The sequence below is a fragment of the Streptomyces sp. NPDC051364 genome (genome assembly GCF_040682115.1).
GTDB lineage: Bacteria > Actinomycetota > Actinomycetes > Streptomycetales > Streptomycetaceae > Streptomyces.
Window position 1 is genome coordinate 159,383 of the sequence record NZ_JBFBAH010000007.1, and the last position, 14,558, is coordinate 173,940.

The following is a 14,558-nucleotide window of genomic DNA, read 5'->3' on the forward strand; positions in this document are numbered from 1 at the left end:
CGAATGATTGACTGGACGAAGTACACGAAGCTCGCCGAGGGCGTCGCCCGAAGGGTCGCCGACGAGTACCCCGGCATTGATGCCGACGACATTCAGCAGGAGATTCTTCTTCATGTCACGGAGAAGCGCGCCCACTACGAAGGTAGTGACTACCCGGAAGGGACGCTTCGGAAGAACTTCCGGAAGGTGGCCGTGAGCTATGCCGGCCGCGAGCGATACGCCTTTATCTACCACTCCGCGGAGTACGTTTACACGTCCTCGGAAGTACGACAGCTCTTTGAGAAGGCGTTCTTTCAGCCTGAGATGTGGGAGAAGGCCCCCACGATGGATGACGGGGTGTCTGTCGCCGCCGGGGGCATCGTAGTTGCCCTGTGGGACCTTGACCGCGCATACAGCCTCCTGCCCGTTCTCGATGCAGCCGTTATCGCGAAGCGGTACGAGCAGGGCGAGGCTCTTTCCTCGGCCGAGACGATGCGACTTTCCCGAGCCATCGACAAGATCACGCGGACGCTGAACAACGGCGTCGTAAAGCGTCAGAACGAAGCCCGGACGTACGTCGGCCCCGGCCTCCGCCGGATTGGTGCCACGGGCGAATAAGCCCGCTGGTCACCCCCTACGCACACGACTAAAGGAACACCCTTGCTTGACCATGCCCCGAACTTTGGCCCGACCGGAGAGACTGTCTATGAGCGCACCTATCAGCGCGTGAGGGCGAACGGCGACCGGGAAACGTGGCTCGACACCGTTACCCGTGTGGTCGACGGAAACCTTTCCCTGGTGCCGGAGAAGCACCGTAAGCCCGGTGAGCGGGAACGGCTCATCGAGCTTATGTATGACTTCAAGATTCTGCCTGCCGGCCGCCATCTCTGGGCGTCGGGTGTGCCCGGAAGGCAGTACCTCTTCAACTGCCATGTGAGCGGTTGGGGCGAGAAGCTTTCGGATCACTTCGAGTTCACGTTCCTGAGGCTTATGGAGGGTGGTGGAGTGGGGGCTAACTACAGCTCCCGTTTTCTGGCCCCGTACGGGCCGCCTGAGCGCTCTCTGAACGTGCACATCGTGTGTGACCCCACCCATGCGGATTACTCGGCCATGAAGGCCGCGGGGGTTCTCTCTGACGACTACGCGCCCGAGTGGGGCGGAGCGTTCCCCGTGGAGGATTCGCGGGAGGGGTGGGCCGCTGCTCTGGTCGACCTTCTCGACACCTATCACCGCCAGGACGTGAAGCACGTTGACCGCGTGTACGACGTGAGCCGCGTCCGGGGCGCTGGTGAGTCCCTGCGGACGTTCGGCGGTACCGCGTCCGGTCCTCGGCCCTTCGCGCGAATGATGCTCGACATTGCGGCCGTGGTGAACGGCTCCACCGGCGCCCACCTGTCGCCGCTTGAAGCCATGGAGATAGACCACGCCATTGCGGAATGCGTGGTCAGCGGTGGGAATCGACGTTCGGCCCGGATGAGTATGGTCGAGTGGGACGACCCTTCCATTTTCGACTTCATCCGTTGTAAGGCCGATACGGGAAAGCACTGGACCACGAACGTAAGCGCGGTCATTGACGACAACTTCATTCGCCTTCTCGCCGAGGGCGACGAGCATGCGGAAGCGGTTCACTCGGCTGTTGTTGCCGGAATGCTCGACAACGGGGAGCCCGGCTTTTGGAACATCAGCCTTTCGAATGCCGGGGAGCCTAACCCGGTAATCGCGACTAACCCATGTGGCGAAATCGCGCTTGAACCCTGGGAAAACTGCAACCTGGGTCACGTCAACCTCGACGCGTTCGCGCCGAAGAAGTCGAGCGAGGAACCCGACCTCGAAGGCATCCTTGAAGCGCATCGACTCATGACGCGTTTCCTCATTCGCGCCACCTATGGTGACGTGAACGATCCGAAGCAGCGTGAGACTCTCACCCGCAATCGCCGGATCGGCGTAGGCCACTTCGGAGTACAAGGCTACTTGGCAAAGCAGGGAATCCGATACTCGAAGGCACCTAGCTTCTTTCGCTTCCCGTTCGAGCTTCGCATCATGCAGAACGAAGTAAAGGCCGCCGCTGCCGAGTTCGCCCACGATCTCCGCATTCCCGTCCCGGTCAAGATGACCACGGTTGCCCCCACGGGCACCATTGCGAAAATGCCGGGCGTCACTGAAGGGATCCACCCGATTTACGCTCGCCACTTCATCCGGCGCGTGAGGTTCTCCCTGGTCGACCCCGTACAGGCAGAGCGTGTAAACACGTTCTTCGCTCAGGGGCACAACGTCGAGACCGACGTTTACGACCAGTCCGGTAACACCGTCGTGGTCGAGTTCCCCACGAAGGAAAAGCTGGCGGAGGAGATCGAATCCCTGGGCCTGCCGGCCTCGCTGGTCGAGTCCGCTGATGAAATCAGCTTCGCTGACATGTTGGCGTTTCAGGCCATGTATCAGAAGAACTACGCGGATAACGCCGTGTCGTTCACGGTGAACGTCCTTCCTGGCAGTCTCGACCAGGACCAGGCCGAGGAGACGCTAGCGCGCTTCCTGCCGGTCCTGAAGGGCACCACGGTCTTCCCGGACCTCACTCGGCCACAGTCGCCGTACGAGCGGATCACGGCCGAGGAGTACGAATCCGCTACCGCGAAGAGCGTTGACGCCTCTTACGACGAAGCCTGTTCGTCGGGCGCATGTCCGGTGAAGTAGCGGCACCGAACCTAGTATTTGAAACCGCCACCCTAGGGGCCAGATACTAGGACCACAGAGACAGAGGGCGGCCGGTGAATACGGCCCGGCCCCCTCTGTTGCCACCCCGAAAGGATTCCTTTGAAGGTCACTGTCGTTGCGTCGACTCGCATTTCTGAAGACCGTTGGGACGACCAGGGCTCGGCCTTCCCGGTCCAGACTTCGCCTGAATTCGATGTCCTCGGGGATGACCCTTCCCGGCCAGTGACGGACGCTGATGAACTCGCCGAATTCGCCGGGCGAGCCTGCTATAAGAGCTGGTCCAAGCCGAATCCGGCCACCGCCGCGAACAGCGACTACATGCGGCACATCCTCCGGCAGGGGCATTTCTCGGTCCTCGAACACGCCTCGGTCACATTCTATGTGGAAGGCGTTTCCCGGGCGCTTCTCCTCGAACTGGAGCGTCACCGGTTCCTTTCCTTCAGCGTGGAATCTCAGAGGTACGTCGACACGGAGAAGCATCACCCCGAGCCTGTTCTTCCCCCCGCTATCGCTGCGGGTTCCTCGGCCGCTGGTCTCGTTCGGGACGCGTACGCGTTCGCCCTGAACGATTACCGGATTCTCGTCCAGCATCTCGGCGGGCAGGGCTTGAAGCGGAAGGAAGCGCGGGAAGCCGCGCGGGCCGTTCTTCCCAATGCCACCCCGGTTGACTTTCTCGTAACCGGCAATCTTCGGGCCTGGCGTGACGTGCTCGGTAAGCGGTGGCACGAAGCGGCCGATGCCGAGATTCGCGAGCTTGCCGGCCTGATCCTGGGCCACCTGCGAGCGCTTGCCCCCGGTGCCGTTCAGGACGTGCCCCGAACCCCGTTCGCCTACTGAGAGGTTTCACCTTGAAGACGTTCCAACGACTTCTTTTCGCCCTCGGGGCGGCCCTGGCCGTACTTCTGGGGAGCCGGAAGTATTGAAGATCCTCGTTACCGGTTCCCGTGACTGGGCCGACGCTCACCGAATAGAGGTATCCATCTTTCGTGAGCTTTACGAGACGAAGACGTTCGCCCGTGACGCAGTGCTGATTCACGGAGCATGCCCCACCGGGGCCGACGCGCTAGCCGACGAGTACGCCACCCGGGCCGGAATGCATGTGATCCGGCGGCCCGCCGATTGGGACCGGCACGGCAAGCGCGCCGGATTCCTGCGGAACGTCGAGCTGGTCGACCTCGGCCCGGATGTCTGCCTGGCCTTCATCCGCCGTGGCAGTAAGGGCGCCACCATGACCGCCAACCTTGCCGAGAAGGCAGGGATAGAGACCCGAAGGTTCCTCGCATGACTAAGACCCCCTTCAGCCTCGCCGCCGACCTGATCTCGGCCGCTACCGCGCTTCACTCGTACTTCGAGGCCCTGAAGGGCGCGGGCTTTACTGACAGCCAGGCTTTCGCCATCGTGCGCGACATGGCCCGTGCAGGGTCCGCCAATGGGTGACCCGCGGCCTTCCTGGGATGCCTACTTCCTGGGCATCGCCCAGGCCGTCAGTGTGCGCGGAGACTGCACGCGTGCTCAGGTGGGGGGCGTCATGGTCAAGCGGTTGGCCGGCCTACCCACTCAGGTGGGCGCCGGGTACAACGGACCGCCGCCGGGGGTACCCGGATGCCTGTCTGCGGGGGCGTGCCCTCGGGGCAGGCTCACCGCCGAGGAGTGCCCGCCGAACACCGACTATGCGAACTGCACTGCCGACCATGCCGAGCGGAATTGCGTCCGCCTCACCCCTGCCGAGCACCGCCAGGGCGCCACGCTCTACGTGACGCGGGAGCCGTGCCCGAGCTGCCGGACGCTGATCACTGCGGCCCGTATCGGGCGCGTTGTCTGGCCCCACGGTGAATGGCACCCGCCAGGGTCCGACTGATAGTCTCGAACGAGTTCCTTCCCCTTCTCTCGCTGACACGGTGAAGGATGGAACAGACGGCCCCCACTTCGGTGGGGGCCGTTTTTCGTTGCCCTGATTCTAGCATTGAACCTAGCCCGTTTAAACGTTGCGCGTGACTCCAAATACTAGTAACGTTCCTCCTGTCAGCGAGACGGAGCGCCGGACCGGCCGGCCTCCGAAATGAAGGGGAACATCATGCGAGAGATCACCCGCGAAGAGTGGCTTCACCTGGCGATCGAGGCCCTTCGCCCCGAGTTCGAGAAGGTCGACTTCCCGCTTCCCGAGAAGATTCACGTCTCGGTCGGCTTCGGCTACGGCGCGAAGCGTGAGAGCGCGAAGATCCTCGGTCAGTGCTGGTCGTCCCTGGCGAGCGAGGACGGGGTGAATCACCTCTTCATCTCCCCCGAGCTGAAGGACGAAGCCCGCGTCCTGGACGTGCTGATTCACGAACTGGTACACGCGGCGGACGACTGCAAGAACGGCCACAAGGGCGCCTTCGCGAAGGCCGCTAAGGCCCTCGGCCTCACGGGCAAGATGACTGCCACCGTGGCCACCCCGGAACTGACGGAGAAGCTTCGGGACCTGGCTAAGGCCCTCGGCCCGTACGCTCACGCCACCCTCTACCCCATGGGCAAGCCGATTCAGCCGAAGGCCGAGCCGAAGCCTGAGGAGACCCCCGAGGAAGAGCCCCCGGTTCACTCGGGCCCGAAGAAGCAGGGAACCCGCATGATCAAGGTTCAGTGCTCGACGGAATGTGAGTGTGGCGGGTACGTGGTCCGCACCACTCAGAAGTGGATTGAAGTGGGAATGCCGGTCTGCCCCTTCGGGACCGTCATGGAAGTCTCGGCCTGACCTACCCACGCGGCCCCCTTCGGGGGGCCGTTTGCGTTTCCCTGAATCTAGTATTTGGAATCACCGTTTAAACGTGCTACGTTTCTCTTGTCAGCGAGAGGGGCCGGAAAGTCCGGCCCACGAAAGGGGAAGCCATGCTTCACAAGTTCATCATCCTCGACGGCGGCGCCGATATTGAGTGCCAGAAGTGCGGAAAGGCCGCCGATCGCTCGCGGTTCGAGCTGGTCGAAGAATGCCCGGCCCGGTTGGTATGCGTGTGGCACGCGGCTTGCGACCAGAACCCGAAGGAGCCGCACCGGTTCAAGTGGGTGAAGGTACAGAAGTAACCAGGAGGGCGCCCCGGAAGGGGCGCCCTTTCCTGTGTTTTAGAACGAAGAACTTGAAACCCGATCTGACTAAGTGCTAGGTTCCCAATGTCAGCGAGAAACGGCCTTCGGGCCGGAAGGGGAATCATGCACAAGACCGATAGGGCCGCCGCTAGCGTCGTCGCGGGAATCGCGGCGGGCGCCTTCACGCTCTCGTACGAAGCTCTTCGGAGCGTCTACCTGGGGAGCGACGGGAACCACAGCCTCAGCCCCATATACCCGCTCATCGTGGAGGGTTTCGTCACGGTCGCCGTGTGGGTCGCCTACCGACTTCGCGACTTCGGATGGAAGGCCACGGCCTACCCGTGGACCCTGGCCGCCCTGTTCTTCGCCTATTCCCTGTGGTCCAACTCCCTGCCGGAAACGGTCCCGGGTCCGGTAATCCGCGGAGTGCCTTCCCTCGCCGTACCCCTGGCCGTCCACCTGTTCACGCACCTTCTGAAGAAGCGTGAGCCCGTTCGGGTCGAGCTGGTCGAGCTGGTCGAGCTGGTCGCCGAGGCTGACGAAGAGTCCCTGTCGGATGAGCCGTGGCCGGCCTGGGAGCCCCCGGCGGTTCAGGCCCCCATCTTCGCGGCCTCGGTCGTCAAGGCTTCTTCCGTCACCATGGCCACGGATTCCAGCGCCGTGATTCGCGCCTGGGCGCGCCAGAATGGCCACACGGTGAAGGACACCGGACGCATCCCTGACTCGGTACTGAAGGCGTACGCGAAGGCCCACGGAGGGGAGCTTGTAGGCGCGTGAAGCTCGGATGGTGCATGACGGGGCATCACGCGGCGTGCCCCGTCCGCACGCAAAGCGGAATCGGTTGTGGCTGCAAGTGCCACGCTGGTAAGAAGTTGTCTAACGCAATCGAAATTTTCCCGGACAAGGAACACAATATGGCCCAGAAGGTCGAAGTAACGCTGGTAGATGACCTCGACGGTTCCGAGGCGACGCAGACCGTTCTGTTCGCCCTCGACGGGAAGATGTACGAGATCGACCTGAACGACGCTCACGCGGCCAAGCTGCGTGAGGACCTGGCCCCGTTCCTCGGGGCGGCCCGGAAGACCTCTGGGGGCCGCACGACGGCCCGCCGGATGGGCTCGGGCAAGCCCGCCAACGACACGGCCGCTATCCGGGCGTGGGCGAAGACGACCGGCCTCGAAGTGAACGACAGGGGCCGAGTGCCGGCCGAGATCAAGTCGGCGTACGAGAAGGCCCACGCCGCCTAGCTTCACCTCGACCAGCTCGACCACGGCCCCCCGCTACGGCGGGGGGCCTTCGTCATGCCCGAAGCTAGCATTGGGCGTACGTGTAAACGGGTGGCCTTGATCACTCCAAGTCTAGCTTGCGCTTCTAGTTTCAATGCTAGTAACGTCCGGTCCCTCGGCTCCGGCCGGGAGTCGCAGCTAGACGGCCTCTCAGGTGGCACTGAGGGGAGACGACATGCCAAGGGAGAGCGGCCCCAGGAAACCGCCCTGCGGCCCCGTGGTGACGACACGGGGAGTCCAGACAGTCAGCGGTAAGAGAACGGCTCCGCTCACCAAAAGCCGACTCCGGATTCAGCCCCCGGAAGGTAGAGAAGCCCGAGAGGGAACGGCATACCGAGTAGACAGGCATGTCGGGTGAAGGTGGACCCGGACCGGCGCCCCCGCAGAGGGGGCGAGCAAGCGACGCTCTGACCTTCTACATTTCCCGGTCCCACGGCGCGAGTAATCCCCGCAATGCCGGTCCTGAAAGCGAGAGCCCCGACGGGCGTACCGAGGTACGTAAGTCGTCTCCTAGGTCCCCTCTTGAAGTGAGCAACCTCCAGTAATGGGGGGTCTATTGCCTGCTTCAAGGGGGGGTCCAACCCGCTCCCGCCCGCTCAGGGCACCCGAGGCATGGGGTAAGGCAAAGACGAAAGACAACAGCAACAACCCACCTGAGCGGGCTAGACAGGGATTCCAAATACTAGTAACGTCTGCCTTGTCAGCGAGAGAACGACAGGAAGGGCGACACAGTGGCAAAGGTGAAGCGAACCCCGGAAGGTCTCGCAAAGGCGATTGAGGCCGAGGGGTTCAAGGTAGAGCGCCGGAATCATGGTTGGCTCTGCTGGCCTTCGGACCCGATGAAGCCCGCGGAATGGATTAGCCGGAACACCGGGGGCCGAGGACAGAGGAACAATGAGGCCGTAGCAAAGCGGTTCGGGATTCTGTAGCCTCACCGGGGGCCGGGCGACCGGCCCCCTTCACCGTGTCAGCGAGAGAGAAGGAAACCATGCAGGATTACCAGGGCATCGTTCGCGTCCGCCATGCCGGCCTCGACCTGGCCGTGTCCGATGAGGCGTTGGACACCGTGACGGGCGAGCTGGTCGAGTACGGCGCCACCGCGCAACTGTGGCCGGACGTGAGCGAGTGGACCATGACCGTGCGCGTGCCGTCCCTGTGGGACGTTGGGGCCGTCGCGGGGCGAGCCGTACGGGCCGCGTACGAGAAGGCCGGACACTCCGCCAGCGTCGTGCGCGTGGACGCGTGGAACGTGACCGAGTGGGAGCAGGCTCGGGGATTGAGCGAGTAGCCCGGCGGCGGTCCGCGGCCTTCGCTAGCATCTGCCATACAGTCGCAACCAGGGAGGACCCATGGAGCCTGCGCCCCCGAACCCCGAGTTAGCCGCCGCCGTGAGGGTGGAGCTGGAGAAACGTGGAGTTCTCGAACTCCCCTGGATGGATGAAGAGTTCTCGCGGTACTTCTGGGAGGCCGCGCAAGACCTGTCCGCCGAGCAGGCCGGCCGCATCGGGCAGGCCGTCTTCCGCGCGATGGAATGGGCCGCGACTCGCGCCCTGATCGAGCGCACCACCTAAGGACATGGGCAGGCCAGACCCCCGCTTCGGCGGGGGTTTCCCCTTGCGCGGAAGCTAGTATTTGGAATCTCGTTTAAACGCTGCTACCGTCTTCCTTGTCAGCGAGAAACGGCCCCCAACAGGGGGCCGGATGAAGGGAAGAACAATGGCCGTATCTCTCCGTAAGGGCATTCACCGGTGGGTCTACTTCTGCGAGGAGAGCGTGACCTTCTGCCGGTTCTGCGGAACGATCCTCGACCTGGGGGACTCGCCCGCTAGCGACTCCTGCACGGTCATGCATGACCCGCACTGCGTGTGCGACGTGTGCCGAGAGCTGATCAACGGCTAGTCAGAGACACAACAGAAGGGGCGCCCCACGGGGCGCCCCTTCTGCGTTCGCTCAGTCAGTCGCAGAGGCCGGCGCCGCCGAGAGGGGCCCGAGAACAACGACTTGGAAGCCCGCAGGGCTGAGATATCCGTGGTACCGCTTCCAGCGGATGCCAACCTCGGTACCGCCGTACTTCTCATCCAAGGGGCGCATACCGGATTCGTGCCAGCCGTCATGCCCGTATCCGCGTCCGCACGTAGCCGAGTCATTTACCCATCCGTCGTACCGGGGCGCTTCGAACGGGAAGCGACGGATTGCCCCTACGTGGTGACCCAGCAATTTCACCCATGCGCCGCACTGTGCGGGGCGCTCCGTGTTGTGGCGGTTAAGCATGACTGGCACCTGTGTACTCCGACCCTCGCTAACACGACTTCAAGCATCTGTTTGAGGACTCTCGGGCTGACTCCGAGCTGTGCAGCGATCTGTACGTACGTCTCGCCGTTCCTTAGACGCTTCCTGATCTTGTCCTCATGGGCTGCTATGTAATTGCGTTGCTCCCGCGCCTCTTCGGCGCTCGGTCTGGGCATTCTCACTCCCGCCCCGTGTGCCTGCCGTCGTGCCCGCGCGGCAATCGGCACCCGTAGCAAAAGTAATCCCGAGGGTGGCTGCACTCGCTATGGCCACAGCGTGGCATTCCTCGGAGTACGACAGGGGCGCCCCCGCCCCATACCGCCCACACTGCCCCTTCCCCCTGTTCGTGGTCGCGCGACGGGGCGAAGTGGCCGACATGCTTTCCCGCATGGTTCGCCCAGAGTTCGCAAATGGTTGGCGCCTCCCAGGGGAATTCGTCAATCTCCGAATCGAGAAGCGGCCGGATGGTGTCCTTGACACGTTCCGGAACATCGACGCTCTCAAGACAGCTCTCTGCCACGTCATCAACAGCGCGAGTCACAAGACGCTCATGCGAGGAGTACGAAGGCTGTTCCAACTCGGTCCCCTTGGGCCAGTAGGCATCCGCCGGAATGGTCGTCAGGTCCGGCTTTTCATGCGTCACGGGTTCCGGCTTCCTGTTTCTCGACCGCTTCGGCTACTGCCTGCACAAGCACCGGGAAGGCCTCTCGTATGGCCGCTTCCCACTCCCGAGCCTCCTTGGCAGCGAGGATGCGAGCGAATCCCGAGTCCAGTGCAGCCCGCTGCTCTGGGGTGAAGTGGCAGCAAGAGCGGGGGCTCACGCCCGCCCTCTCATTGCCCATGCGTCGCTCACCTCCCGAGCTGTGGCCGGCCTGAGGGAGTTCGGGTCCGCTTCCCATTTGTCGCCGCCCCCGATCGGCCGAATCCACAGAACGCCTCGCACCGGCCCCAATACACGCCCCAGACGGCCCGTGGCCTTGTCGGCAACGGCTGTTCCAGGGTCAGGCTCGTACGGGTGCTCACGGGCGGTTGCAGGGGTGTTCACGGCTTCCGCCTTAGCCCGGCTTCGACCGCCCGTAGTACGTCACGCGTCGGCCGCGCGTACCCCCTGCGCGGAACCCAGTCGGGCACGTCTGCCCAGAACGGAAACGTGTCCCCTCCGACCTCGGGGCGCAGGCGGTGGAAGTCGCGACGGTCTATCGCAGAGCCCAGCTCGGTCACGTCGTCTTCCGCGATGCTGTCGGCCGCTCGCGCTCTTGCCCCACTCGCCATGGTCGCCCGCTCCTCGTAGCTGCGCTCCGTGAACAACACGCTACGAACGAGACGGCGTTGACCTCTACGAAGTTCTACAGAATTCCACGCGAGTTAGCCGAGGGCGCCAATGGCGTCCGTGATCAGGGCGCGTGCGGTGCCGCCGTAGACGGCCTGCTCGGACAGCCGCTCGAACGCCTTGACGTACTGCGCAATCTCTGACGGCGCGGTGACGTTGACAGCGGCAGTCAGTAGCTCGACCTGAGCCTGTTCCGTGTCGTAGATAGAGAACGTCTCCAGTGGCCACATGTCGCGCTCGACCGTGAACGGCACGACCCCCAGGGAGACCGCGGGAAGCGACATGACCGACAGCAGGTGTCCGAGCTGTCCGGCCATCGCTTCAGCGTCGCCCAGGCGATGCCGTAAGACGGATTCCTCAACCAGGATCGCGAAGCGGTGGTCCCCTTGACGCAGCACGCGTGCCCGGTCCACGCGGGCCGCCACCGCTTCCGCAACGTCGTTCGGCGCCTGCCGGAAGGCCGTGATCTTTGACAGCAACGCCGTTGCGTATCCGGGGGTTTGGAGCAACCCCGGCACGACGTTGGAGCAGTAGACGCGGAAGGATCGCGTGCGCTCGAAGAGAGGCACGTACGACTCTTGGAGTCGTCGCAGACCTGTGCGCTGTAGGCGTTTCCATTCGACGTAGGCGTTCTGAGCGGAGCGAGAGGCGGCGATCAGGTCGGGCGCTTCGTCCGGTACGCCACAGATGGTGCACCACACGCGGATGTCGGCATCGGATGGCGGCGTGGTTGCGTTCTCGAGCCGAGACGCCTTCGAGGGGTACCAGCCGGCACGGTCCGCCACCTCCCGCGCCTTCAGCCCTGAGTCCAGGCGGATGTCCTTGAGACGTGCTGCGAGTGCCTCACGGGCCGCCTGGACACTGGACGATGGGGATTGGGCCATCGGTGCTGTCGTGCCTCAGATCGTGTACTGGTCGTGCGGGATCGCCCGATCCCAGACGGCCTCAAAGGCCGTCGTACACAGCTTGGCCACCTCGGGCCGCCCGTCCACCTCATCCCCGAGGTAGACACCCTCGCCGGAGAAGTAGCCGAACCTCACCACCTGGTCGTCAAAGACCCAGAAGTCGTTTCCGGGCAAGGCGATGTCAGACGCGTTCCGGCGGGGAAGCCAACGGATCTGCTCACCAGCGGCCACGTTCGTGAACGTGCCGTCATAGAGGTAGCGCGTGTACTCGCTGACAGGCTCCGAGACGATCCGCGCACGGCGGATGACGACCCCCCGGGCGACGGATTCCCCCACCATGTCGAGCCACGGGCGCCACCAGGACGCCCGATCGTTCGGGTCGTGCCGATGGCCGGCCTTCCACGCGGCTACGCGCGGAGCTTCGTCGGGGTCGTCATAGCTGTCGCGCATCTCAAGATGCACGGCAGAACGCTGGCAGTTTGCCAGCAGCTCACTGAACGGTGGTGCCGTCTGCGGCATCGAGAGCCTTCCTGATTGAGTCGGCCATACGCAGGGGTAGCCGAACGACGTTTTCACCCTCCGGGATGGGGCCGGACTTCAAGCACTCCGCAAGCGTGGCTTCGTCCGGGTCCCACCCCTGCAACACGACTTCTTGCTTCTCTTCGTCCACCCACACCGTGGGACAGTTCGCCCCGTCGGTGTTCGGATCTTTCGCGATGAACCGTAGCGACATGACGCCCTCCCGGGGCAAACGAGTTCCACAGACTTCTACGGATCGACCCTCACGACGAGTAGGGATCGCGTCAAGGGTGCGCTTTCAGCCATGAGAGGGGAAGGCCCCTGCGGCTCCATCGAGGACCGCCCGCGGCCCCGTGTAAACGTCCTGCAGAACGACGAAAGACCCCCAACCCGGGGAGGGTTGGGGGTTTCGTGATGCCCGGTGGGGCGTGCTGAGTGGACCGGTCGGAGGCATGCCGGCCACCGCCCTACGGGCTAACCTTCGTCCGCGAGACCGGAGTGAACCGGGGACGGAGTGAGAAGGGCGTCACGGGTCTTCGCGTCCTCGACGCGCTGAACGGCTTCACCGCCGACCAGGCCGAGGACAGCCGCGACGACACCGAGAACCTGCCCCTCGGGTACGTGGACGCCGAGGGCGGCCACCAGGCCGAGGACAGCCACCGCGAGCGCGTACAGGCGCGCGGGATTGGTCTTAACGAAGTTCATACGTTTCCTTAGTTGCCGTAGGCACGATTGAAGAGAGCAGCCCAACCCTTCGGGCCAATGGCCACATCCCAGGTAGAGCCCTTGGCCGCGTACTGCGGGAACTTCCGGTGGAAGACGCCGACGCCTTCCTGAGTCTTCGGCCCGTAGTTGTCCGACTCGGCGATGCCCTTGTTCATGAAGCCAGCGGCCTTCAGGGCGCGCTGAAGGCCCTTCGCCGAGGGGGTCGCACTGTTCGGCTTGAGACCCTTCGGGAACGCCGGAGGGACGTACTTGCCAGGGTTCGGGGGCGCCGGAGTGTCCGGCTTCGAGTCTCCGGCCATGAGCGCGTTTACACGGGCCAGGAAGTAGTCCCACGGGAAGTTGGGGCCGGGGTCGGTGTGGTCGGTCTGGCCGTACGCGGCCGACACGTCCCGGTGACCGACGATGCCCCGCTTGCCGGCCTTCAGCTCGGCCGCAGTGAGCTTCACCGCCGGGATGTTGTGCTTCTGGCACCACCCGGCAACGACCCGCGCGGCCTGCTCCAGCACGCCCTTCGAATACTGGTCAAGCCACTCTTCCCGGGACTGTCGGGCGTACCCGGCAAGCTCGATACCCAGGCCGTCAGAGTTCGCGCCGGGCGCATGCCAGGCCCGGTCACCATCGGCCACGCAGCGAACGGCCGAGTCGTTGTCGACGCAGACGTGAGCACTCGCCTTACTCGACGCGTCCATGGTCGAGAACCAGTGCGCGACGTTCTCGGCAGTCATCGGCCCCTCGGGGGCCTCCATGTCGTGAATGACGACCACACGAATAGGGACGGTACGGCCAGGGCCGTACCACTTAGCCTGTACGAAATCCATTTAGCTGCCTTCCGGGGCGGTTCGAATAAGGGAAATAAGTTCATGATGCTGGGCCGTCACAACGGCCTTCAGCTCAGCAATAGCGGCCTGTCCGGTGACAAGCTCGGAAAGGTGCCGATTCTCGGCTTCGAGGCGAGCAACACGGCCGCTTAGCTCGTCAAGCTGTGCTTCGAGCCGATCAGCTCGGGCCTTCTGCGCTTCCGCTTCGCCCTTCCAAATCTCCGCCGTCGCGTTGTCCGCATCGGACCGCACGCGAACATAGGCCGCCCCGAGGGCGCCGAGTGTGGCGAGAGCACCGAGGGCCCAACCGGCAATGCCGAGAAGGTTCAAGGGTGTTTCCTTAGTAGATCAATTGCCAATCCAGCGAAATTCCATGCCCGAAACGCGCTGCCCGCTGTCGAGTGACAGAGAGACGCCACTGTTCTGAAGGGCGAACAGCTCGAAGTAATCACCGGCAATACAGTTCAGCTCGAAGGTTCGAGTGATGAAGGTGGCCGTACCGTTCGCCGCCGCCAGAGCAATAGTGCTCATGGTGCTACCGCCCGCCGCGTTTCCACCCGAGTTCTTCCTGAAGTTCAGCTGTCGATAGCCGGTAGCGTTCGAGGGGAATCGCCCGTAAAACGTGACGAGGTACTGCCCGGGAGTATTGATCGTGACTCGGCTGTCATTGGTTGACGAGTGCATCGAATCGGTGTCCCAACTTTCGGTGTCGAGAGACACCAGTGTTGAAACGCCAGTAGCGCAGGGAATAGCCGCCGCCGTATAGACGGCGCAACGTGGAGGATTCATCAGGAAGTCAAGCGGTGTTTTAGTCGCGGCGGTCAGCTTCGAAGCCGTGACCTTCTCGCCCGCGAGAAAGCTTTGAGTGGCGGGAACCGCACCCATGCCGGCCATCTCCAATGGGGTTAGGCGCACCAAAAGGGCGCCCCTCGGG

At 63.8% G+C, this 14,558-nt stretch carries 20 protein-coding genes; 13 read left to right on the forward strand and 7 right to left on the reverse strand.

Annotated features, from left to right (window positions below):
- Positions 1-3: 3 nt before the first annotated feature.
- The 13 genes from AB0M76_RS17685 to AB0M76_RS17745 all read left to right on the forward strand — a co-directional run bounded on the left by AB0M76_RS17685 (position 4) and on the right by AB0M76_RS17745 (position 8,936).
- Positions 4-597 (forward strand): hypothetical protein, encoded by a 594-nt coding sequence (locus AB0M76_RS17685; protein WP_365953683.1) that lies wholly within the window; start codon positions 4-6, stop codon positions 595-597.
- Positions 598-639: 42 nt separating this feature from the next.
- Positions 640-2,670, forward strand: a complete 2,031-nt coding sequence (gene nrdJ / locus AB0M76_RS17690) for a ribonucleoside-triphosphate reductase, adenosylcobalamin-dependent (RefSeq protein ID WP_365953684.1) — start codon at positions 640-642, stop codon at positions 2,668-2,670.
- A 120-nt stretch (positions 2,671-2,790) separates the two neighbouring features.
- Complete coding sequence (thyX, locus tag AB0M76_RS17695; RefSeq protein ID WP_365953685.1) at positions 2,791-3,528, forward strand: FAD-dependent thymidylate synthase; 738 nt, start codon at positions 2,791-2,793, stop codon at positions 3,526-3,528.
- A gap of 82 nt (positions 3,529-3,610) precedes the next feature.
- Positions 3,611-3,976 carry a DUF2493 domain-containing protein gene (locus AB0M76_RS17700; protein ID WP_365953686.1) on the forward strand — a complete coding sequence of 122 codons (366 nt, stop codon included), beginning with the start codon at positions 3,611-3,613 and terminating at the stop codon, positions 3,974-3,976.
- Positions 3,973-4,128 (forward strand): hypothetical protein, encoded by a 156-nt coding sequence (locus AB0M76_RS17705; protein ID WP_365953687.1) that lies wholly within the window; start codon positions 3,973-3,975, stop codon positions 4,126-4,128. The genes AB0M76_RS17700 and AB0M76_RS17705 overlap by 4 nt, the downstream gene beginning before the upstream one ends.
- Positions 4,121-4,549, forward strand: coding sequence for a deaminase (locus AB0M76_RS17710; protein ID WP_365953688.1), 429 nt, complete (start codon positions 4,121-4,123; stop codon positions 4,547-4,549). Before AB0M76_RS17705 ends, AB0M76_RS17710 begins: the two co-directional genes overlap by 8 nt.
- A 216-nt stretch (positions 4,550-4,765) precedes the next feature.
- Positions 4,766-5,422, forward strand: coding sequence for a hypothetical protein (locus AB0M76_RS17715; RefSeq protein ID WP_365953689.1), 657 nt, complete (start codon positions 4,766-4,768; stop codon positions 5,420-5,422).
- 134 nt (positions 5,423-5,556) lie between these two features.
- Positions 5,557-5,748 carry a hypothetical protein gene (locus AB0M76_RS17720; protein WP_365953690.1) on the forward strand — a complete coding sequence of 64 codons (192 nt, stop codon included), beginning with the start codon at positions 5,557-5,559 and terminating at the stop codon, positions 5,746-5,748.
- Between the two features lie 126 nt (positions 5,749-5,874).
- Complete coding sequence (locus AB0M76_RS17725; RefSeq protein ID WP_365953691.1) at positions 5,875-6,528, forward strand: histone-like nucleoid-structuring protein Lsr2; 654 nt, start codon at positions 5,875-5,877, stop codon at positions 6,526-6,528.
- A 137-nt stretch (positions 6,529-6,665) separates the two neighbouring features.
- On the forward strand, positions 6,666-6,998 hold the full coding sequence (locus tag AB0M76_RS17730; protein ID WP_365953692.1) for an Lsr2 family protein: 333 nt from the start codon (positions 6,666-6,668) through the stop codon (positions 6,996-6,998).
- 1,027 nt (positions 6,999-8,025) lie between these two features.
- Positions 8,026-8,325 (forward strand): hypothetical protein, encoded by a 300-nt coding sequence (locus AB0M76_RS17735; RefSeq protein WP_365953693.1) that lies wholly within the window; start codon positions 8,026-8,028, stop codon positions 8,323-8,325.
- A 61-nt stretch (positions 8,326-8,386) separates the two neighbouring features.
- Complete coding sequence (locus AB0M76_RS17740) at positions 8,387-8,608, forward strand: hypothetical protein (RefSeq protein WP_365953694.1); 222 nt, start codon at positions 8,387-8,389, stop codon at positions 8,606-8,608.
- A 145-nt stretch (positions 8,609-8,753) separates the two neighbouring features.
- Positions 8,754-8,936, forward strand: coding sequence for a hypothetical protein (locus AB0M76_RS17745; protein WP_365953695.1), 183 nt, complete (start codon positions 8,754-8,756; stop codon positions 8,934-8,936).
- Between the two features lie 1,755 nt (positions 8,937-10,691).
- Here AB0M76_RS17745 and AB0M76_RS17750 read toward each other — a convergent pair.
- The 7 genes from AB0M76_RS17750 to AB0M76_RS17780 form a co-directional block, all read right to left on the reverse strand.
- The gene (locus AB0M76_RS17750; RefSeq protein WP_365953696.1) at positions 10,692-11,540 is read right to left on the reverse strand and encodes a helix-turn-helix transcriptional regulator; all 849 of its coding nucleotides are present in this window, start codon (positions 11,538-11,540) and stop codon (positions 10,692-10,694) included.
- A gap of 15 nt (positions 11,541-11,555) precedes the next feature.
- The gene (locus AB0M76_RS17755; RefSeq protein WP_365953697.1) at positions 11,556-12,080 is read right to left on the reverse strand and encodes a DUF6879 family protein; all 525 of its coding nucleotides are present in this window, start codon (positions 12,078-12,080) and stop codon (positions 11,556-11,558) included.
- The gene (locus AB0M76_RS17760) at positions 12,052-12,294 is read right to left on the reverse strand and encodes a hypothetical protein (protein ID WP_365953698.1); all 243 of its coding nucleotides are present in this window, start codon (positions 12,292-12,294) and stop codon (positions 12,052-12,054) included. The genes AB0M76_RS17755 and AB0M76_RS17760 overlap by 29 nt, the downstream gene beginning before the upstream one ends.
- 260 nt (positions 12,295-12,554) lie before the next feature.
- Positions 12,555-12,785: a hypothetical protein gene (locus AB0M76_RS17765; protein WP_215142314.1), complete on the reverse strand. Its 231-nt coding sequence runs from the start codon at positions 12,783-12,785 to the stop codon at positions 12,555-12,557.
- A gap of 8 nt (positions 12,786-12,793) precedes the next feature.
- The gene (locus AB0M76_RS17770; RefSeq protein WP_365953700.1) at positions 12,794-13,624 is read right to left on the reverse strand and encodes an N-acetylmuramoyl-L-alanine amidase; all 831 of its coding nucleotides are present in this window, start codon (positions 13,622-13,624) and stop codon (positions 12,794-12,796) included.
- A complete protein-coding gene (locus AB0M76_RS17775; protein WP_365953701.1) occupies positions 13,625-13,954 on the reverse strand; it encodes a hypothetical protein in 330 nt (109 codons plus the stop codon).
- 18 nt (positions 13,955-13,972) lie between these two features.
- A complete protein-coding gene (locus AB0M76_RS17780; RefSeq protein WP_365953702.1) occupies positions 13,973-14,518 on the reverse strand; it encodes a hypothetical protein in 546 nt (181 codons plus the stop codon).
- Positions 14,519-14,558: the final 40 nt, after the last annotated feature.